The organism is Streptomyces sp. NRRL B-24484, assembly GCF_000717715.1.
Taxonomy (GTDB): Bacteria; Actinomycetota; Actinomycetes; order Streptomycetales; family Streptomycetaceae; genus Kitasatospora.
In genome coordinates this window covers 49,205-69,134 of sequence record NZ_JOAI01000005.1, presented here as the reverse complement: position 1 = coordinate 69,134, position 19,930 = coordinate 49,205, and the positions used below count along the sequence as shown (strand labels likewise).

14 protein-coding genes and 1 pseudogene are annotated in these 19,930 nt (G+C 74.3%); 13 read left to right on the top strand and 2 right to left on the bottom strand.

The genetic code is table 11. From position 1 onward, the window contains the following. Window positions 1-95: 95 nt before the first annotated feature. The gene (locus tag IE98_RS0105885) at window positions 96-1,226 is read right to left on the bottom strand and encodes an aminotransferase class I/II-fold pyridoxal phosphate-dependent enzyme (protein WP_030265229.1); all 1,131 of its coding nucleotides are present in this window, start codon (window positions 1,224-1,226) and stop codon (window positions 96-98) included. Window positions 1,227-1,594: 368 nt separating this feature from the next. Here IE98_RS0105885 and IE98_RS0105880 point away from each other — a divergent pair. Continuing rightward, window positions 1,595-3,193, top strand: a pseudogene (locus tag IE98_RS0105880) (glycoside hydrolase family 6 protein); the annotation flags it as partial. An 11-nt stretch (window positions 3,194-3,204) separates the two neighbouring features. Then, window positions 3,205-3,621: a cellulose binding domain-containing protein gene (locus IE98_RS50010; protein WP_078660826.1), complete on the top strand. Its 417-nt coding sequence runs from the start codon at window positions 3,205-3,207 to the stop codon at window positions 3,619-3,621. A 128-nt stretch (window positions 3,622-3,749) separates the two neighbouring features. On the opposite strand, the gene IE98_RS0105865 is transcribed toward IE98_RS50010, so the two are convergent. Next, entirely contained in the window at window positions 3,750-5,516 is a 1,767-nt protein-coding gene (locus IE98_RS0105865; protein ID WP_030265220.1) for a glycoside hydrolase family 15 protein, read from the bottom strand. A gap of 163 nt (window positions 5,517-5,679) precedes the next feature. Between IE98_RS0105865 and IE98_RS0105860 the strand changes: the two genes are divergently transcribed. From IE98_RS0105860 to IE98_RS0105810, 11 genes are all read left to right on the top strand, one after another. Next, entirely contained in the window at window positions 5,680-6,486 is an 807-nt protein-coding gene (locus tag IE98_RS0105860; RefSeq protein ID WP_030265218.1) for an SAM-dependent methyltransferase, read from the top strand. Further along, a complete protein-coding gene (locus tag IE98_RS0105855; protein ID WP_052390176.1) occupies window positions 6,483-8,609 on the top strand; it encodes a putative bifunctional diguanylate cyclase/phosphodiesterase in 2,127 nt (708 codons plus the stop codon). The genes IE98_RS0105860 and IE98_RS0105855 overlap by 4 nt, the downstream gene beginning before the upstream one ends. Before the next feature lie 299 nt (window positions 8,610-8,908). Continuing rightward, window positions 8,909-9,739, top strand: coding sequence for a glycosyltransferase family 2 protein (locus IE98_RS0105850; protein ID WP_043173538.1), 831 nt, complete (start codon window positions 8,909-8,911; stop codon window positions 9,737-9,739). Beyond that, on the top strand, window positions 9,739-11,049 hold the full coding sequence (locus tag IE98_RS0105845; RefSeq protein ID WP_052390175.1) for a glycosyltransferase: 1,311 nt from the start codon (window positions 9,739-9,741) through the stop codon (window positions 11,047-11,049). Before IE98_RS0105850 ends, IE98_RS0105845 begins: the two co-directional genes overlap by 1 nt. A gap of 5 nt (window positions 11,050-11,054) precedes the next feature. Continuing rightward, entirely contained in the window at window positions 11,055-12,278 is a 1,224-nt protein-coding gene (locus IE98_RS0105840) for a glycosyltransferase family 2 protein (RefSeq protein WP_030265210.1), read from the top strand. Further along, on the top strand, window positions 12,275-13,651 hold the full coding sequence (locus tag IE98_RS0105835; RefSeq protein ID WP_052390174.1) for a lipopolysaccharide biosynthesis protein: 1,377 nt from the start codon (window positions 12,275-12,277) through the stop codon (window positions 13,649-13,651). Before IE98_RS0105840 ends, IE98_RS0105835 begins: the two co-directional genes overlap by 4 nt. Next, entirely contained in the window at window positions 13,648-14,619 is a 972-nt protein-coding gene (locus IE98_RS0105830; protein WP_052390173.1) for a glycosyltransferase family 2 protein, read from the top strand. Before IE98_RS0105835 ends, IE98_RS0105830 begins: the two co-directional genes overlap by 4 nt. Further along, window positions 14,616-15,428, top strand: coding sequence for a polysaccharide deacetylase family protein (locus IE98_RS0105825; protein ID WP_052390172.1), 813 nt, complete (start codon window positions 14,616-14,618; stop codon window positions 15,426-15,428). The genes IE98_RS0105830 and IE98_RS0105825 overlap by 4 nt, the downstream gene beginning before the upstream one ends. Before the next feature lie 56 nt (window positions 15,429-15,484). Further along, complete coding sequence (locus IE98_RS0105820; RefSeq protein WP_052390171.1) at window positions 15,485-17,395, top strand: hypothetical protein; 1,911 nt, start codon at window positions 15,485-15,487, stop codon at window positions 17,393-17,395. Next, window positions 17,392-18,675, top strand: a complete 1,284-nt coding sequence (locus tag IE98_RS0105815; protein WP_030265201.1) for a glycoside hydrolase family 16 protein — start codon at window positions 17,392-17,394, stop codon at window positions 18,673-18,675. Before IE98_RS0105820 ends, IE98_RS0105815 begins: the two co-directional genes overlap by 4 nt. Before the next feature lie 23 nt (window positions 18,676-18,698). After that, entirely contained in the window at window positions 18,699-19,919 is a 1,221-nt protein-coding gene (locus tag IE98_RS0105810) for a hypothetical protein (protein ID WP_030265199.1), read from the top strand. Window positions 19,920-19,930: the final 11 nt, after the last annotated feature.

The window sequence follows — 19,930 nt, the reverse complement described above, 5'->3', positions numbered from 1 at the left end:
TATCACCGGACTCACCATCCCTCGGTACGCGGTTGCGGCCCGGTATTTCCTGCTCAGTCTGCTACGCGGCAAACATCATCGCCGCTCAACGCAGGTCAGGGGCGGGTCAGACGGTGCAGTGCCCGTTCCAGCAGCGGCAGCGGCAGGGCGTAGTTGAGGCGCAGCAGCCCCGGCCGGGGCGCTCCGAAGTCGGCCCCGTCCGCCAGTTCGACGTCACGCTCCGTCATTGCGACCTCACTCGCCCGTTCGGGTGGCAGGCCGAGGACGGCGCCGTCCAGCCACAGCAGGTACGAGGCCTGCGGGCGGGCGAGCACGGCCGGGCCGAGCGCCGCCAGGGCGAGGTCCCGGGCGGCGGCCAGGTGCCGCAGCAGGCCGTCCAGCCACTCGGCGCCGCCGGTCAGGGCGGCGCGCTGGACGATCTGCTCCAGCAGCCCGCCCTCCCAGACGCCGAGGGCGGCGGCCCGGTCGCGGACCCGGGCGCGCAGGCCGGCGTCCGGCACCAGCAGCCAACAGCTGGGGATGCCGGAGGTGTTGAAGGTCTTGCCGACCGATCCCACGGTCACCGTGTGCCGGGCCGCGGCAGGATCGGCGACGGCCACCGCGACGGGGTGGCGCAGGCCGTGGTCGGGGTGGACGAGGTCGCCGTGCACCTCGTCCGAGACCAGCAGGCCGCCCTCGGCGGCGGCGAGTCCGGCCAGCGCGCGGATCCCGGCGGCCGTGCGCAGCCGTCCGGTGGGGTTGTGCGGGCTGCTGACCAGCAGCACCCCGGGCCGCCGGGCGGCGAAGCCGTCGGCCGGCAGACCGTCCGGGCCGTCGGCGGGGCCGGGCGGGACGGCGGCGAACGGCAGGCCGGCTGCGGCGCAGAGCCCGGCGAAGCCGCCCCACTCCGGCGCCGCCGCGACGGCGGTGCGGCCGCGGACCAGCGGGGCGGCGGCGTCGAGCAGCAGCCGCATCGCGGTCCGCGGTCCGCAGGGCAGGCAGAGCACCCAGTCCGGGTCGACCTCCGCGCCGTGCCGGCGGCGGTACCAGTCCGAGACCAGCCGCGGCCCGTCCGGATCGGCCACCGTGTAGCCGAACGCCGGATGGCGGGCCCGCTCGGCCAGGGCGGCGCCGATCGCGGCGGGCCCCGGGAGGTCCATGTCGGCGAGGCCGAGGGCGATCCGGCCACGGCCTGCGCGGGCCCACTTGCTGCTGCCCGTCCCGCTGCGGTCGAAGGACTCCGTCACCGCCGCTCCCTCCGTCCGCTCGGCGGGCAACGCCCGCCCCTCCACGCTACGGGCACCGCGCACGCCCGTGCAGCATGCCCAAAAGGGGAGCGCTCCCACGGGAGTTCAGGTTTCGCATCGTCAACTCCGTCCGATGCCTTGACGGGGCATGGCCTTCGTGGCTTGATATCCCATGAGCTCAGGGCCTACCCCTGAAGCGCGGGTTGAGAAGGCCCGCTGCTCCGACGACTCGTCGACCGAGCTCCGACTGTTCCATCGACGTATCGTCGATCCCCTGTAAGTGGGAGCGCTCCCACCCGCGACTCCCTCAGATGCACGTCAGGGTCCCTCCCCCACCCGAAAGGACTCCGTAAGTGCCTTCCCCCATCATGCGGCGTCTGCGTACGTCGGCAGCGGCCGCGGCGCTGGGCGTCGCAGCCGTGCTGCCGCTCGCGACGGCCGTCCAGCCCGCAGCCGCGGCCGAGGCCAAGCTCGACAACCCGTATGCCGGCGCCAAGGTCTACGTGAACCCGGACTGGTCCGCCAAGGCCGCCGCCGAGCCCGGCGGTTCCGCGGTCGCCAACCAGCCGACCTTCGTCTGGATGGACCGGATCGCCGCGATCAGCGGCTCCTCCTCCGCCAAGGGCCTGCGCGCCCACCTGGACACCGCCCTCGCCCAGGGCGCCAACCTGGTCCAGATCGTCATCTACGACCTGCCCGGCCGTGACTGCGCCGCCCTCGCCTCCAACGGCGAACTCGGCGCCACCGAGATCGGCCGCTACAAGACCGAGTACATCGACCCGATCGCCGCGATCATGTCGGACTCCAAGTACGCGGGCCTGCGGATCGTCAACGTCATCGAGCCCGACTCGCTGCCGAACCTGGTCACCAACGCCGGCGGCACCGCCGGTTCCACCGACGCCTGCGCCACCATGAAGGCGAACGGCAACTACGAGGCCGGCGTCGGCTACGCGCTGCACACCCTGGCCGCCATCCCGAACGTCTACAACTACATCGACGCCGCGCACCACGGCTGGCTCGGCTGGGACTCCAACATGGGCCCCGCCGCCACCGAGTTCAAGAAGGCCGCCACCACCGGCGGCGCCACCGTCAACGACGTGGCCGGCTTCATCGTCAACACCGCCAACTACAGCGCGCTGACCGAGCCGTACTTCAAGGTCACCGACTCGGTGAACGGCACCACCGTGCGCCAGTCCAAGTGGGTCGACTGGAACTACTACGTCGACGAGCTGTCCTTCGCCCAGGCGCTGCGCACCAAGCTGGTCGGCGAGGGCTTCAACAGCAGCATCGGCATGCTGATCGACACCTCCCGCAACGGCTGGGGCGGCACCGCCCGTCCGGCCGGCGCGGGCCCGCTGACCTCCGTCGACGACTACGTCAACGGCAGCCGGGTCGACCGCCGCATCCACGCCGGCAACTGGTGCAACCAGAGCGGTGCCGGCCTCGGCGAGCGCCCGACCACCGCGCCCGCCACGGGCATCGACGCCTACGTGTGGGCCAAGCCCCCGGGTGAGTCCGACGGCGCGAGCCAGGTGATCCCGAACGACGAGGGCAAGGGCTTCGACCGGATGTGCGACCCGACCTACACGGGCAACGGTCGCAACGGCAACAGCATGACGGGCGCGCTGGCGAACTCGCCGCTCGCCGGTGCCTGGTTCTCCGCGCAGTTCCAGCAGCTGCTGGCCAACGCCTACCCGGGTCTGACCTCGTCGGCGAAGACCTCCAGCAGCGTCTCGCTGTCCTGGACGGCCTCCACCGACAACGTCGGCGTCACCGGGTACGACGTGTACCGCGGCACCACGCTGGTCGGCTCGTCCGCGACCACCTCGTTCACCGACACCGGTCTCGGTCTGACCGCCTCGACGGCGTACAGCTACACGGTCAAGGCGAAGGACGCGGCGGGCAACGTCTCGGCGGCCTCCTCGGCGCTCTCCGTCACCACCTCGGCCGGCGGCACCACCGACACCCAGGCGCCGGTCTGACCGCCTCGACGGCGTACAGCTACACGGTCAAGGCGAAGGACGCGGCGGGCAACGTCTCGGCGGCCTCCTCGGCGCTCTCCGTCACCACCTCCGGGACGAGCAACGGCTCCGGCTGCACCGCCGCGTACAAGGTGAGCAGCGACTGGGGCGCCGGCTTCAACGCCGACGTCACCGTCACCAACAACGGCACCACGGCGATCAACGGCTGGAAGGTCACCTGGACCTACGGCGGCCAGCAGAAGATCTCCAACCTCTGGAACGGCAGCTACACCCAGACCGGCCAGGCGGTGACCGTCACCAACGCGGCCTACAACGGCGCGGTCGGCGCCGGCGGCTCCGCGAGCTTCGGCTTCGGTGCGACCAACTCGGGCGGCAGCAACGCCGTCCCGACGCTGACCTGCACCGCGCTGTGACCCGCGCCGCGACCTGATCGCGGACCCCGGGCGGCCGATCCCACGGCGGTGGGATCGGCCGCCCTCCCGCATGCGGGGGCCGCCCTCAGGGGCAACGGCGACCCCCACGCACCCCTGAAGGCCCTCGCCTACCGCGAGGCCAGCTCGAAGGCGGAGTTGACCAGGGCGACGTGGCTGAACGCCTGTGGCATGTTGCCGAGTTGGCGTCCCGAGTGCGGGTCCCACTCCTCGGCCAGCAGGCCGACGTCGTTGCCGAGCGAGACCAGTCGCACGAACAGCTCGCGGGCCTCGCCGGTGCGGCCGATCGCGCCGAGGGCGTCCGCGAGCCAGAACGAGCAGGCGAGGAAGGCGCCTTCGTCGCCGGGCAGGCCGTCCGCGCGGGAGCCCGCCGAGTAGCGCCGGATCAGCCCGCCGTGGTCCAGCCCGGTGCGGACGGCGTCCACCGTGCGCACCACCCGCGGGTCGTCCGGCGGCAGGAAGCCGCTCTTCACGACGAAGAGCGTGGCGGCGTCCAGGTCCTCCCCGCCGTAGTCCTGGACGAACACGCCGCGGCGGCGGTCGACCCCGTTCGCGCAGACGTCCGCGTGCACGGCGTCGCGCATCTCCCGCCAGCGGTCCACCGGGGCGGGCAGGCCGGTGAGTTCGGCCATCTTCAGGGCGCGGTCGGCGGCGACCCAGGCCATCACCTTGGAGTGGACGAAGTGCCGGCGGGCGCCGCGCACCTCCCACAGGCCCTCGTCGGGCTCCGTCCAGTGCTTCTCCAGGTAGGCCATGAGCGTCCGCAGCAGGCTCCAGACCTGGCGCTCCATTGGGATCCCGGCCTGCAGCGCGAGGTGCATGGTGTCCACCACCTCGCCGTAGACGTCGAGTTGGAGCTGGCGGACGGCGACGTTGCCGAACCGCACCGGCGTCGATCCGTCGTAGCCGGGCAGCCAGTCGGCCTCGATCTCGGGCAGTCCGCGTTCGCCCGCCACGCCGTAGACGGCCTGCAGGTCGCCGGGGTCGCCGGCGATCGCGCGCAGCAGCCACTTGCGCCAGGCGGCCGCCTCCTCGCGGAAGCCGCCGCGCAGCAGGGCGGAGAGGGTGAGGCTGGAGTCGCGCAGCCAGCAGAAGCGGTAGTCCCAGTTGCGCTCGCCGCCGAGCACCTCCGGCAGCGAGGCGGTCGGGGCGGCGACGATCCCGCCGGTCGGCTCGTAGGCGAGGGCCTTGAGGGTGATCAGCGAGCGGAGCACGGCGCGGTGCCACTCGCCGCGGTAGTGGCAGTCGGACGCCCACCGCTCCCAGCCGTCCAGGGTGCCGGCGAGCGCCTGCGCGGGGTCGGCCCGCGGCGGGGCGTGCAGGTGGGAGGGCTGCCAGGTGAGCACGAAGGGCACCTGTTCGCCCGCGGAGACGGTGAAGTCGGAGGCGGTGGTGCCGTCCTCGCCGTAGGTGTGCACCCCGGTGGGCACCCGCAGCCAGGCGGAGTCCGGCCCGGCGACGGCGACCCGGTGGTGCTCGGTGCGGCGGACCCAGGGGTGGACCCGGCCGTAGTTGAACCGCAGCCGCAGTTCGCCGCGCATGGGCACGGTGCCGCTGACGCCCTCGACGATCCGCACCAGCTGCGGGACGCGGTCGCGCTGCGGCATGAAGTCGACCACCCGCACGGTGCCCCCGGGGGTGACCCAGAGCGACTCCAGGACGAGGCTGTCGCCGAGGTAGCGCCGCCGGGTGCACTCGCCGCCGGCGGCCGGAGCGAGCCGCCACGCGCCGTGCCGGCGGTCGCCGAGGAGTCCGGCGAAGCAGCTGGGGGAGTCGAAGCGCGGCAGGCACAGCCAGTCGACCGAACCGTCCCTGCCCACCAGGGCTGCGGTCTGGAGGTCACCGATGAGGGCGTAGTCCTCGATGCGTCCGGCCATCGCGACCATTCTCCGCCGAAGGCGTCAGGAACCGCGCGGCATAAGGAATCCGGGGCGCGGACGGGTGGAGCCGGGAACTCCCGTTCCGCTTGCGATGAAGATCAGATCATAGGAAAATCATGTCGAGTTGTTGGCTTTTTCCTGAACCGGAGGGGGTGCCGTCATGCGGCAACCGAACTGGGTGCCCGCCGGAACAGACCTCGAGAAGCCCAATGCGGCCCGCATGTACGACTACTACCTCGGCGGCTCGCACAACTTCGAGGCGGACCGGCGGACGGCCCGCAAGGCCGTCGAACTCTGGCCGGAGCTGCCGCAGATCATGCGGGCCAACCGGGCCTTCCTGCGGCGGGCCGTCCAGTACCTCGCCGAGTCGGGCATCACCCGGTTCCTGGACATCGGCTCCGGGATCCCGACCTTCGGGCCCGTCCACGAGGCCGCCCGGCGGGTCGCCCCCGACGCCCGCGTGGTCTACGTCGACAACGACCCGGTCGCCGTGGCGCACAGCCGCCTGCTGCTGCAGGACGACCCGCTGAGCAGCGTCGTCCAGGCCGACCTGCGGGACGTCGACGACCTGCTCGCCCGTCCCGAGGTGCGCGGCCTGCTCACGGAGGGCGAGCCGGTCGCCCTGCTGCTGGTCGCCGTGCTGCACTTCGTGCCGGAGTCCGACGACCCCCACAAGCTGGTCGCGGCGCTGCGCGACGCGCTGCCGCCCGGCAGCGCGCTGGTGCTCTCGCACGCCTCCCTGGAGGGCCGCCCCGACCAGGCCGGCGCCCACCAGGACCTGTACCGGCGGACGCCGACCCCGCTCACCATGCGCGGCCGGGAGGCCATCGGGGCCTTCTTCGACGGCTTCGGGCTGGTCGAGCCCGGGGTGGTCTACCTCCCCGAGTGGCGCCCGGACGATCCGGAGGCGGTCGGCCCGCATCCGGAGCGGATGACGGGCGTGGCCGGCGTCGGACGACTCCCGTGAGCGGCGGGCTGCCGGTGGGGGCCGGCAGCGCCGAGGGCATGCGCGGGGAGTGGGCCCGCCTGCTCGGCGCCAACCACGGCGGAGCGGTCCACCCGCGGGTCGTCGACAGCCTGGTCGAGCGCACCGCCGACCTGCTGGACCGCGCCCGCCGCGCCAGGCCGTTCGACCCCGTGCCGGCCCGGCAGGCGGGCGCGCTGCTGGTCGACGCGCACTTCACCGACCCGGAGGTGCTGGCCCGGGCGGTCGAGATCCTGCACCGGCAGCCGACCGCCGACGGCGTCGGCCCGATGCTCTCCGGCGCCTTCGCGGCCGGCTGGGCCGCGGCCCTGCGCGAGCGGACGCTGCGCGAGCAGGAGGCGATCCGGCTGGCCGCGGACACCGCCCGGCACGGCGTGGAGCGCGCCCTGCGCGAGTCCGAGGCCCGCTTCCGCGCGCTCTTCGAGAGCGCGGCGATCGGCATCGGCATCGGCGACGTCGAGGGCAACATCCTGGCCGTGAACAAGGCCATCGGGGACATCTTCGGCGTGGGCCCGGAGGACATGTCCGGCCGCCGGGTCGGCGACCTCGTCCACCCCGAGGACACCCCGGGCGTCTGGGAGGCCTACGGCGACCTCATCAGCGGCAAGCGCGAGTACTTCCAGGTCGACAAGCCGTACTACCGGCGCGACGGCGAGGTGGTCTGGACCCACCTGACCGTCTCGCTGATCCGCGACGCGGACGGCGTGCCCAAGTACCAGGTCGCCATGCTGGAGGACATCACCGACCGCTACCGCCTGCAGGAGCGGCTGCGCCACCAGGCGACCCACGACTCGCTCACCGGCCTGCCCAACCGGGCCGCCTTCTTCGAGCGGCTGGAGCGGCTCTTCGAGGAACCGGAGCCGGGCGCCCGGTTCGGCCTGTGCTACGTCGACCTCGACGGCTTCAAGGTGGTCAACGACAGCCTCGGCCACGACATGGGCGACCAGCTGCTCACCGCGGTCGCCAGCCGGCTGGACGCCGCGCTCACCCCGCTCGGCCACATGGTCGCCCGGCTCGGCGGCGACGAGTTCGTGGTGCTGCTGGAGAACTGCCGGGGCGAGCAGGAGGCGGTGGCCGCCGCCAAGACGGTGCTCGCCGCGCTGGCCAAGCCGGTGATCGTCGGCGACCACAAGCTCGCCGTCGGCGCGAGCGTCGGCGTCCTGGAGCGCCGGGTCGCCACCACCACGCCGGGCGCCGCCGTCCGGGCCGCGGACCTGACGCTCTATCGGGCCAAGGAGGCCGGCCGCGGCCGCTGGACGCTGTTCGACCCGAAGGAGAACGCCCGCGCGGTCAGCCGGTACGCGGTGTCCGTGCGGATGCCGTCCGCGCTGGACCGCGGAGAGTTCTTCATCGACTACCAGCCGCTGGTCAACCTCGCGGACGGGTCGCTCGCCGCGGTGGAGGCGCTGGTGCGCTGGCGCCACCCGCAGCTCGGCGTGCTCGGGCCCGAGGAGTTCGTCGGCACCGCCGAGGAGACCGGTCTGATCATGCCGCTCGGCCGGTGGGTGCTGGAGCAGGCCTGCGGCCAGGCGGCCGACTGGGTGCGCCGGTTCGGCGACCGGGCGCCGCAGTTGAACGTCAACCTGGCGGTCCGTCAGGCCCGCAACGCCGGCCTGGTCGCCGACCTCGACCGTATCCTGCGCACGAGCGGCCTGCAGCCCGGCAAGCTGCAACTGGAGATCACCGAGTCCACCGTGGTCGGCCCCGAGGACGAGGCGCTCAAGTCGCTGCACGGCCTGGTCGACCTCGGCGTCTCGCTGGCCGTCGACGACTTCGGCACCGGCTGGTCGAACCTCGCCTACCTGCGCGACCTGCCGGTCTCCGGCCTGAAGATCGCCGGCTCCTTCGTCGGAGACCTGCACGACCCGGCCAAGGACACCCACCTCGGCTGGCGGATCGTCAGCGGACTCGTCTCGCTCGCGCACACCCTCGGGCTGACCGTCACCGCGGAGGGCGTGGAGAACCGCGCCGACGCCGAGCGGCTGCGGCTGATGGGCTGCGACTGGGCGCAGGGCTGGCACTTCGGGCGCCCCGTCCGCCCCGGCGAGATCGCCCGCCGGATCGCCGAGGCCAACCTGCCGGAGGCCGTCGACCTCGCCGAGTGAGGGGTCGCCCACCGTCCGGTGAAAAATCCGGCAATTCGGATAAACCCCCTCAAAATCCTTGACTCGGTGTGACTGCCGTGAGGATGATGGCTCCAACCGGTACCGCTACGGCGGGATGCCAGGTACCGGCCGTCACCGTCGGCGCTCCGTGCGCCCGAGACGACCGACGCATTCCGAGGGCCAGGCCCGGGGGGCTCACCGAGGCCGCGGGGGACGCAGCCCGAGCGTCGTTGATCCGTCTCCACCCCGTTTCCGCGGGCACCTTCGTGCCCTGCCGCCTCCCGAGAGGCCGCCTCGCGATGAGCACCACCGCGCCTTCCGACCCCCAACAGCCGTCCCCGACGCCCAACGGCCGACCCATGCGGCGCTCCGGCGACCGCCGGGAGCAGCCGAAGCCGATGCGCAGGGCCGGGGACGTCCCCGCCCGGCACACCGTCAGCCTGGTCGTCCCGGCCCACAACGAGGCCCGCAACATCCCCTGGGTGTTCGAGCAGATCCCCCGCTGTGTCGACGAGGTCATCCTGGTGGACGGCTCGTCCAGCGACGCCACCCTCGCCATGGCCCGGCACTGCCTGCCGACCGTGCGCAGCGTCCAGCAGACCGGCCCCGGCAAGGGCAACGCCCTGCGCACCGGCTTCGCCGCCGCCACCGGCGACTACATCGTCATGATGGACGCCGACGGCTCGATGTGGCCCGGCGAGATCCCGCACTACCTGCACTTCCTCGACAACGGGTACGACTTCGTGAAGGGCTCCCGCTGCATCGCCGGCGGCGGCTCCCTCGACCTCACCCGCATCCGTTCACTCGGCAACCGCGCACTGCTCACAGTGGTCAACCGGCTCTACCACACGATGCTGACCGACCTCTGCTACGGCTACTGCGCGTTCCGCCGCAGCTTCCTGGACGAACTCCGGCTGCGCTCCTCCGGCTTCGAGATCGAGGCCGAGATGATCGCGCACGCCCTCCGCTCGGGTCTGCGCATCGCAGAGGTCCCGAGCCTCGAACTTCCCCGCCGCAGCGGTCGCTCGCACCTCCACGCCGTCGCCGACGGCCGACGGGTGCTGCGGACGCTGATCGCCGAGCGTCCCGGAGCCAGGTCCGCGGCGCCCGTTGCTGTGGGGGAGCGGTGATGGATGGCTACGACCGGCGCACCCCGGCAGCCTGCCCGCGCCCAGTCGCCCGCGAATCGCTCTACACCCCCGTCCGGGTGGTCGAGCTGGACCTGGACGAGCCCGGGAGGCTGCACGCGCCCGGCGGTCTCGGCCCCGTCGACCCGGACGGCCGCGTGTTGGCGTTGGTGCGGCTGCACGGACACCCGCTCGGGTTGGTCCACGCCACCGGCACGGCAGGCGATCCCGCCACGCTGCGCCGGGCGCTGGTCGAAGCCGCCCACCGGGAACTGCGCGTTCCCGCCCTGTCCACCGCGACACCCGCGGCGCGTCCCCGCCGGACCGGGCCGCCGCGGGTGCCCGCGGACTCGCCGACCGTCACCGTGGTGGTCTGCACCCGCAACCGGCCGGAGTCGCTCCGCACCTGCCTCGACTCCCTGCTGCGCACCGACTACCCGTACGTCGAGGTGGTCGTGGTCGACAACGCGCCGGTCGGCACCGCCACCCGCGACCTGATCGACACGTGCTTCGCCGACCAGGTCCGCTACGTCTGCGAGCCGCTCCCGGGCCTCGCCCGGGCCCGGAACGCCGGACTCGCCGCAGCCCGCGGCGACGTCTGCGCCTTCGCCGACGACGACCTCGTGATCGACCGGGGCTGGGTCGCCGCGCTCGCCGAACCCTTCCGGGCCGACGACCGGATCGGCTGCGTCACCGGCCTGGTGCTGCCCGCCGAACTCGACACCGCCGCCCAGGCCGTCCTGGAGCGCTACGGCGGATACTCCCGCGGCTTCGCCGCCCGCAGCTGGTCGCTGCGCGAGAAGGACGCCGACCCGCTGCTGCGCTACTCCGTCGGCCGCTTCGGCTCCGGCGCCAACATGGCCTTCCGCACCGACCTGCTGCGCGCCGTCGGCGGCTTCGACCCGGCCACCGGCGCCGGCACCCCCGCCCGCGGCGGCGAGGAGCTCTACGCCTTCTTCTCCGTCTACAACGGCGGCCACGACATCGCCTACCAGCCGGACGCCATCGTGTGGCACCGCCACCCGCGCACCGACGAGGCGCTGTCCCGGCAGATCTTCAACTTCGGCGTCGGCTTCGGGGCCTACCTGACCGCCGCGGTCGCCCACCGGCCCGACGTCCTCGCCGACCTGATCCGCCGCCTGCCGCAGGGCCTGTGGCGCTGGCAGGCCGTCCACCGCCGGCGCGCCACCGAGGGCTGCGGGCCCGAGCCGGTGCCGGGCCTCGGCCGGCGGGAGTTCCAGGGCCTGCTCTACGGCCCCTTCACCTACCTTTACACCGTCTGGCACCAGCGCGGCGCCCGAACCGGAGAGTGATCACCATGACCGCCGCCACCGCGCTGCCCGACCCGCCGGCCGCGATCGTCGACCTCGACCTCGCGCACCCGATGGAGCTGCGGCTCCCCGGCGGTGCCGCAGCCCCACCGCCGATCGGCGGCCCCGTCCTTGCCCTGGTCAGACGCCACGGCCGACCGCTCGGCCTGGTGACCGCGACCGCGTCCCCCGGCGACAGCCCCGGTCTGCGGGCTGCCCTGCTCGCCGCCGGCACCGCCCTCGGCGCCACCCCCGACGCGCCACCGCCCGCGGCGGCCCCGCTGCCCACGCTCACCGTGATCATCTGCACCCGCGACCGCACCGAACTGCTGCCGCGCTGCCTGGACGCGCTGCTGCGGGCCGCACCCGCCGGCGCCGAGCTGCTGCTGGTCGACAACGCGCCCACCGACCTGACCACCCACGACCTGGTCCGCGACCGCTACGGCGACCGGATCCGCTACCTGCGCGAACCGGTGCCCGGCCTGGCGCGGGCCCGCAACACCGGCCTCGCCGCCGCCACCGGAGAGGTGTGCGCCTTCACCGACGACGACGCCCTGCCCGACCCCGGCTGGCTGCACGCCCTGCTGGCGACCTTCCGCAGCGACCGCAGGATCGGCTGCGTCACCGGCCTCGTCCTGCCCGCCGAGCTGGACACCCCCTCCCAGGCGGCCTTCGAACGCCACTGCGGGTTCTCCCGCGGCTTCGCCCCGCGCACCTGGTCGCTCGCCGACCAGGGCGGCGACCCGCCCGTCCCGTACACGGTCAGCCGCTTCGGCACGGGCGCCAACATGGCCTTCCGGACGGACGCACTGCGGGCCATCGGCGGCTTCGACCGGGCCACCGGCGCCGGCACGCCGACCCGCGGCGGCGAGGACCTGCTCGCCTTCCTGCGGGTACTCACCACCGGCCGCCTGGTCGCCTACGCGCCCGACGCGCTGGTGTGGCACCGCCACCGCCGCACCCCGGCCGCGCTGCGCTCCCAGGTGTACGGCTTCGGCGTCGGCTACGGCGCCTACCTGGCCGCCGCCGTCGTCCAGCGCCCCGCGCTGCTCGCCGACCTCCTCCGCGGCCTGCCGAAGGCGCTGCCGATGGCCCCCGGACGCCGCCGCACCGGCGCCCCGTCCCCGCGCGAACTCGTCCGGCTGCACCGCCGCGGGCTGCTGGTCGGGCCGCTCAGCTACCTCTACAGCCGCGGGCGCCAGCGGACCCTGCCCGCCGGGATCCGGCCGTGATCACCGAATTCGTCTCCCGCCGCACCACGGCCGCCCGCCCGTGCTCGTGCCCGCTGCCGCTGCCCTGCGAGTGCTCGTACGCCGCGCTGCTGCGCGCCCGCGTCCGGGCCGTCACCCGCCGGACGGCCGGCGAGCCGCTGCTGCGCAACGGGCACATCCTGGCCGCCAGCGCGGTGCTCTCGGCCGCGCTGGGCTCACTGTTCTGGATCTTCGCGACCCGCTGGTACAGCGCGGAGACCGTCGGAACCAGCTACGCGGCGCTGTCGGTGGCCGCCCTGATGTCCGGCGTCGGCCGGTTCAACCTCGGCGACGTCCTCGTCCGCTTCGTCCCCCGGGCCGGCCGGCACACCCGGCGGCTGGTGCTGCGGTGCTACGCCATCAGCGGCGGGCTCAGCGCCCTCGCCGCCTGCGGCTTCCTGCTGCTGATCCCGGTCGTCGCCCCAAGCCTGGACTTCCTGCGCTCGCCGCTGCTCGCCGCCGCCTTCGTCGTCGCCACCGCCGGCTACTCGATCTTCGACCTGCAGGACGGCGCGCTCACCGGCCTGCGCCGCACCGGCTGGGTGCTCGGCGAGAACATGCTCTTCGCCGCCGCCAAGGCCGCCGCCCTCGCGGTCTGCGCGGCCCTCGCCGTCGGCACCGGCATCCTCACCTCCTGGGCCGTCGCCCTGCTGCTGTCGATCGTCGTCACCAACTCCGTGCTGTTCCGCCGGGCCATCCCCGCCCACCAGCGCGCCGACCGCACCGGCGCACCCGTGCCGCGCCGGGTGATGCGCTACGCCACCGCCGACTACCTCGGCAAGCTCGCCAGCATCACCACCTACGCCGTGCTGCCGCTGATCGTGCTCGCCCAGCTCGGCGCGGCCCAGAACGCCTACTACTCGCTGGCCTGGATCATCGCCGACACCTTCGACATCGCGGTCTTCAGCATGGGCGCCTCCCTCGTCGTCGAGGGCGCCCACCGGCCCGACCGGCTGCCCGAGCTCGCCCGGCGGATGCTCCGCCACGCCGGACTGCTGGTCGCCGCCGCGACCGCCGTCGTGGTCGCCGCCGCGCCCTGGATCCTCGGCCTCTTCGGCCCCGACTACGCCGCGCACGGCACCCCGGTGCTCCGGCTGATGGCGGTCGCCTCGCTGCCGACCGTCCTGATCACCGTCGCCATCGACGTCGCGCGGGTCCGCCGCAACCTGCGGCGGCTGATCGGCCTCCAGGTCGCCCACTGCGTCCTGGTCATCGGCCTCACCGCCGTGCTGCTCCCGGTGTACGGACTCACCGGGGTCGGCCTCGCCTGGCTGCTCGCCTGCTGCGCCGTCGCCGTGCCGTTGCTGCTGACAATGCCACGCTGGATGAAGGCGCCCGAAAGGAGGACGGCATGAGCACCGCCCCGCCCGAAGCGCGGACCACCCTGTCCGTCGTCATCTGCGCCTACACCCTGGACCGCTGGGACGACCTGTGCGCCGCCGTGGACTCCGTCCGCGGCCAGCGCCGGCCGCCCGAGGAACTCGTCCTGGTCGTCGACCACTGCCCCGAGCTCGCCCGTCGGGCCGGACGGCACTGGCCGGACGTCCGGGTCCTCCCCAACGAGCAGCGCCGCGGCCTTTCCGGCGCACGGAACACCGGGGTCCGCGCGGTCCACGGCGACGTGGTCGCCTTCCTCGACGACGACGCGGTGGCCGCACCCGACTGGGCCGACCGCCTGCTCGCCGGCTACCGCGACCCCGCGGTGCTCGGCGTCGGCGGGTACGTCCGGCCGCGCTGGGAGACCGGCCGGCCCGCCTGGTTCCCCGGCGAGTTCGACTGGGTGGTCGGCTGCTCCTACCGCGGCCTGCCGGACCGGCCCGCGGCGATCCGCAACTTCACCGGCGCCAACATGTCCTTCCGGCGCGCCGAGGCCGTCTCCGCCGGAGGCTTCCGGCTCGACCTCGGCCGGGTCGGCACCCGCCCGGTCGGCTGCGAGGAGACCGAGTTCTGCCTCCGGCTGGCCGCCCGCCACCCGCAGGCGCAGCTGCGCTACGACCCGGCCGCCGTCGTCCACCACCACGTCCCGCCGGGCCGGGCCACCTGGGCGTACTTCCGGGCCCGCTGCTACGCCGAGGGCCGCTCCAAGGCCGTCGTCGCCCGGCACAGCGGACCGCGCCCCGCGCTGGCCTCCGAGCGCCGCTACCTGCGGCACACCCTGCCGACGGCCGTGATGCGCCACCTGCGCCGGGCCGACCTGCGCTCCGCGGGCGCGCTCTGCGCCGGGGCCGGGATCACCGTGCTCGGCTACACCGTGGGCCGTGCAGCCCTCCTGCTGTCCCGGCCGTCCGTGCCGACCCTCCGGCCGGCGAGGAGCCCGCGATGAGAGCCGTCCCCGTCTTCCTGTACCACTCCGTCGCGGAGGACCCGCCGGACTGGATCGCGCCCTACACGGTCTCCCCGAAGACGTTCCGGGAACAGCTCGACCGGATCGCCGACGCCGGCCTGACGGTCGTCCCGCTGCGCCGGCTGGTCGCCGCGCTGCACGGCGGGCCCGCCCTGCCGGCCAACGCCGCGGTGCTCACCTTCGACGACGGCTTCGCCGACTTCTACTGGACGGTCGCCCCGATCCTCACCGAGCGCGGCCTGCCCGCCACCCTCTACGTGACGGTCGGCGCCATCCACCCGCCCGGCGGCGAGCCCACCGGCAGCCTGCTGCCCGAATCGCGCATGCTCAACTGGCGGCAGGTCGGCACCCTCGACGCGGTCGGCGTGGAGATCGGCGGCCACTCCCAGACGCACGCCCAGCTCGACACCGTCTACGGCCAGCGCCGCACCGACGAGATCGTCGGAAGCAAGAAGCGGCTGGAGGACGCCATCGGCCACCCCGCGACCGCCTTCGCCTACCCGCACGGCTACTCCAGCCCCGCCGTCCGCCGCCAGGTCCGCGCCGCGGGCTGGACCTCGGCGACCGCGGTCGAGAACAAGTTCAGCTCCGCCACCGACGACCCGATGCGGATCTGCCGGCTGATGGTCCGCAGCGACACCCCGGACAGCGTCTTCGACGACTGGACGGCCGGCCGCGGCAGCCGGGTCGGCCCGATCCGGGAGAGCCTCTACACCCGCGGCTGGCGGTCCTACCGCCGGTTCACCCGGTTCGTCGGCGCACCCGTCGGGGGTCCGCCCAAGGACTGACCCCGCACCCGAGCCCCGCACCCGTGAAACGCCAACCGCCCGGAGAGGGCCCCCCAATGGTCGACCAGCAGATCGCCGACGCGAGCCGCCCGCCGGTGCGGCGACGCCCGCCCGCGGCGCTGCTCGCCCGGGCGTTCGGCGGACGCGGCCCGGCCGCCCGGCTCACCGTCTGCGCGCTGCCGCTGGCCGTCGCGCTGTGGGTGCTGGCGCTGCGCGGCACCCGCCTCGACCGGATGGGCGACCTCGGGCTGCTCCAGGCCCTGCCGATGACCTACTGGGCCGGCTTCGCCGTCCTGCTCGCCGGCTTCGTCGCCGTGCTGTACCAGCCGCGCATCCCGCAGGGCTGGTGCGCCGCGTACGTCGTCGCGCTGATCACGATGATCCACGCCACCCCGAGCGTGCTCTACCCCACGCTGCGCTACGCCTGGGCGTGGAAGCACATCGCGGTGGTCGACGCCATGCTCCGGCACAACGGCACCGTGCCGGACGCCGGCGGCCTGGAGCTCTACAACGAGTGGCCCGGGTTCTTCCAGCTGAACGTGCTCTTCCTGCGGGCCACCGGCCTGCACTCCGCGCTCGGCTACGCCTCCTGGTACCCGCTGCTGGCCAACCTGCTGCTGCTCGGCCCGCTGCTGCTGCTCTACCGCGCGCTCACCGACAGCCGCCGACTCGTTTGGGGCGGGGTCTGGCTCTTCTACTCAGTCTCCTGGGTCGGCCAGGACTACTTCTCGCCGCAGGCCTTCGCCTTCCTGCTGTTCGTGCTGCTGCTCGCCCTGGTGCTCGGCCGGCTCGCCGCCCTCCGGCGGGCCGCCGCGGCCGCCGCCGAGGGGCCGCCGACGGCCACCGCGCTCACCGCCGGGACCCCCTGGCTGGGCTGGTACGCCATGACGGTGGTCGTCCTCGCGGGCATCGTGATCTCGCACCCGCTGACCCCCGTCATGACGATCAGCGTCCTCGCCATGCTCGCCCTGCCGCGCCGCAACCGGCGGACGGTCCTGCCGGTGCTGGGCGCCGCCGTCGCGATGACCTTCGCCTGGGACTACACGATCGCCCACGCCTACCTCGCGCAGAACGCCAACGGCCTGATCGCCGGCCTCAGCGCCACCAACAGCAACGTCCGCCCACCGGGCCAGCTGAGGCTGGGCACCATCGCACCCGACCAGGCGATGGTCGCCCATCTCTCCCTCGGCATGTGCGCGGTGCTCGGCCTGCTAGCCGTCGCCGCGCTCGTCTCCCAGCGCTGGGTCCGCCGCACCGGCCTGATCGCCGTGCTGTTCGGTCCGCTGCCGCTGCTGCTCGGCAACAGCTACGGCGGCGAGATGATCCTGCGCGCCTACCTGTTCGTCCTGCCGGCGACGGCCTTCCTGGCCGGCACGGTCGTACTGCGCAGCGGCCGGAGGCCCGTCCTGCACCGCGCCCTCGCCGCCGTCGCGGCGGGCGCGCTCGCCCTCGGCATGTTCGGCAACTACTACAGCAAGGAGGCGATGAACTACTTCAGCCCGCAGGAGGTCGCGGCCCTGAAGCAGGTCACCGCGGACGCCCCGTCGGGAACCCGCATCGTCTCCGTCACCGGCGACCTCCCCGGCGGAGAGTTCAACTACGACGACCGCACCCGGGTGATCCTCAGCCAGCTGTCCGCGGAGGAGCAGCGCATCATGCTCGCCGACCCGCTGCCGCTGCTGCGCCGCGAGCTGACCGTCCCCGTGGTGCCCGGCCCGTCGTACCTGGTGCTCACCCGCGCCCAGGCCGAGGCCCTCCGGCTGACCGGGGCGCTGCCCGAGGACACCGTCCGGCGGCTGGCCGAACTCGCCGCCGGATCGCCGGAGTTCCGGGCCGTCTACACCAGCCCCGACGCGGTGGTCTACCAGTACACCGCGCCGTCCGCCGGCGTCGTCGGCGAGGTCGCGCCGCCGTGGGGCACCGGGGGCGGCAGCAACCAGCAGAACCCCACCGGGAGGCAGCCGTGAACACCTTCGCCGGGCCGGCGGTGCGGTGCGTGCTCGCCGGCCTCGCCTGGGCCGGGGCCGCGGCCACCGTGCTGCCCGCGGGCCGGGTCCGCACCGTCCTCGCCGCGATCGCCCTGCTGGCCGTCCCGGGCACCGCCCTGGTGCTGCGCTGCCGCTGGCCCGCGCGCTCCCGGTACGCGCCGACGGCCGCCCTGGTGCCCGCCGTCGCCTGCAGCGCCGTGCTCTCCGCCCTGGCCGCCGCCCCGCTGCTGCTCACCCACACCTTCACGGCCCGCCGGGTGCTGGTGGAGCTAGCCGTCCTCACCACCCTGCTGGTGCTGCCCTACCCGCGGCGCATGCCGCCGCCCGACCCGGCCACCCGCTCCGCCCGGGAGGGGCCGCCGCCCCCGTCGTCGGGCCGGCACAACCGTTCGTCCCTGCGGGCCGGAGCGCTGGTCGCCGCCTGTGTGCTGGCCGGCGCCACCGCCTGCGCCGACCCGACGGCCCTGAGCTCCCCGGCGTCGCGCGCGAAGGCGGAGGGGCCGGCCACCCCGGGGGCGACCGACCCGCCCACCGCGCCCGGGCCCTGGCACCAGGTGTTCCACGACGACTTCACCGGCTCCCACCTGAACACCGCGGACTGGGCGACCTGTTACGACTGGAACGACGGCGGCTGCACCAACGCCGGGAACCACGAGCTCCAGTGGTACCTGCCGGGCCAGGTCTCCGTCGGCAACGGCGACCTCACCCTCACCGCCGAGCGCCGGACGACCCACGGCGCCGACGGCAAGACCTACCCGTGGACCTCCGGCATGGTCAGCACCGGCCGCGACCACTGGAACGGCGCGCCGCGGCACACCTTCACCTACGGCTGGTTCGCGGCGGCCGTCAAGGTGCCCGCCGCGGCCGAGGGGATGTTCCCGGCGTTCTGGCTGATCCCCGCCGACACCCGCGGCACCCCGCCCGAGATCGACATCGCCGAGTTCATCAACAGCGCCTCGCTCGTCGACGCCAACCTGCACTGGCGGGCCGCCGACGGCAGCGACACCCACATCGGCAACCGCTACGGTCCGGCCGACTTCTCGGGCGGCTACCACGTCTTCGCGGTCGACTGGCAGCCCGACTCGGTCACCTGGTACGTCGACGGCGTCCAGCGGTTCAAGGTCACCGAACCGGCCGCGATCCCGCACGTGGCGATGGAACTCGTGATCAACCTGGCGGTCGGCTTCCAGACCGCGCCGCCGCCCGGCACCGACTCCGCCCGACTGGACGTCGGCTGGGTCGCGGTCTGGCAGCGCTGACCCGCCCGAGGAGGTGGACCCCGATGCAGGCAGAGGGCCCTGGACTGGACCGCGGCGTACCCGTGCTGCTGGTCAAGGTCGGCCGCTACCCGGACGCCTACGGGGCCGCCGGCGCCGCCCGGTCGCTGGGCCGGGCCGGGGTGCCGGTGTACGCGATGGTGGAGGACGCGCTGACCCCCACGGCGCTCTCCCGTTACGTGCGGCGGGCCTTCGTCCGGCCCACCGGTGCGGCGGAGCCCGCCGGGGCGCTGGTCGCCGCCCTGCTGGCCGCCGGCCGGGCGATCGGCCGCCCCGCCGTCGCCGTGCCCACCGACGACGAGGCCGCCGTGCTGCTGGCCGAGCACCGCGCCGAACTGGCCGGGCACTTCCTGCTGCCGCCCGTCCCGGCGGACCTGCCGCGCAGGCTCGCCGACAAGGGCGCCCTGCACGACCTCTGCCGGGCGCACGGCGTGGCCACCCCCCGGGTCGCGACCCCGGCCGACCGCTCCGAACTCCTCGCCACGGCCCGGGACTGGGGCTTCCCGGTGGTCCTCAAGAACCTCGCCCCGTTCACCCGGCAGGTGCACCCCGCCGTCGGCCACACCACGATCGTGCCCGACGAGCCCGCCCTGCTGGCCGCCTGCCCCGCGGACGGCCCGCTCTCGGTGCTGCTCCAGGAGTACGTCCCGCAGTCCTGCGCCGAGGACTGGATCACCCACCTCTGCTGCGGTCCCGGCGGCAAGCCGCTCGTCGTCTTCACCGGCATCAAGGACCGCTCGTGGCCCCCGGAGAGCGGCGTCACCACCCGCGGCCACACCCGGTCGAACCCCGAACTCGCGTCGATCACCGCCGACTTCTGCGGGGCCATCGGCTACTGCGGCACCGCCGACCTGGACTGGCGCCTGGACCGGCGGGACGGCCGCTACAAGCTGCTGGACTTCAACCCCCGCAACGGCGCCCAGTTCCGCCTCTTCGAGACGGTGGACGGGGTCGACGTCGTCCGCGCGCTGCACCTCTCGCTGACCGGCCGCCCCGTCCCGGCCGGGCCGCTGCGGCCGCGGCGCTTCCGGGCGGGCCGGCTCGACACCCTCTCGGCCCTGGCCGGCGCCTGGCAGGACCGCTGCCGCCCCTGGGGCCTGTGGCCGGAGCCGAACACCGAGCACGCCTGGTTCGCCGCCGACGACCCCGTCCCGGCGGTCGCCGCACTGCTGCGCTTCGGCCTGCCCGCGCCCTACCGCTTCCTGCGGTCCGCGCTCGCCGGGTGAGCACATCGGGT

What these genes read in the sequence shown, in the direction of transcription:
- IE98_RS0105860 (WP_030265218.1), top strand. Translation starts at nt 5,680, where the DNA reads ATGCGGCAACCGAACTGGGTGCCCGCCGGAACAGACCTCGAGAAGCCC.
- IE98_RS0105825 (WP_052390172.1), top strand. Translation starts at nt 14,616, where the DNA reads ATGAGAGCCGTCCCCGTCTTCCTGTACCACTCCGTCGCGGAGGACCCG.
- IE98_RS0105830 (WP_052390173.1), top strand. Translation starts at nt 13,648, where the DNA reads ATGAGCACCGCCCCGCCCGAAGCGCGGACCACCCTGTCCGTCGTCATC.
- IE98_RS0105865 (WP_030265220.1), bottom strand. Translation starts at nt 5,516, where the DNA reads ATGGCCGGACGCATCGAGGACTACGCCCTCATCGGTGACCTCCAGACC.
- IE98_RS0105820 (WP_052390171.1), top strand. Translation starts at nt 15,485, where the DNA reads ATGGTCGACCAGCAGATCGCCGACGCGAGCCGCCCGCCGGTGCGGCGA.
- IE98_RS0105845 (WP_052390175.1), top strand. Translation starts at nt 9,739, where the DNA reads ATGGATGGCTACGACCGGCGCACCCCGGCAGCCTGCCCGCGCCCAGTC.
- IE98_RS0105810 (WP_030265199.1), top strand. Translation starts at nt 18,699, where the DNA reads ATGCAGGCAGAGGGCCCTGGACTGGACCGCGGCGTACCCGTGCTGCTG.
- IE98_RS0105840 (WP_030265210.1), top strand. Translation starts at nt 11,055, where the DNA reads ATGACCGCCGCCACCGCGCTGCCCGACCCGCCGGCCGCGATCGTCGAC.
- IE98_RS0105850 (WP_043173538.1), top strand. Translation starts at nt 8,909, where the DNA reads ATGAGCACCACCGCGCCTTCCGACCCCCAACAGCCGTCCCCGACGCCC.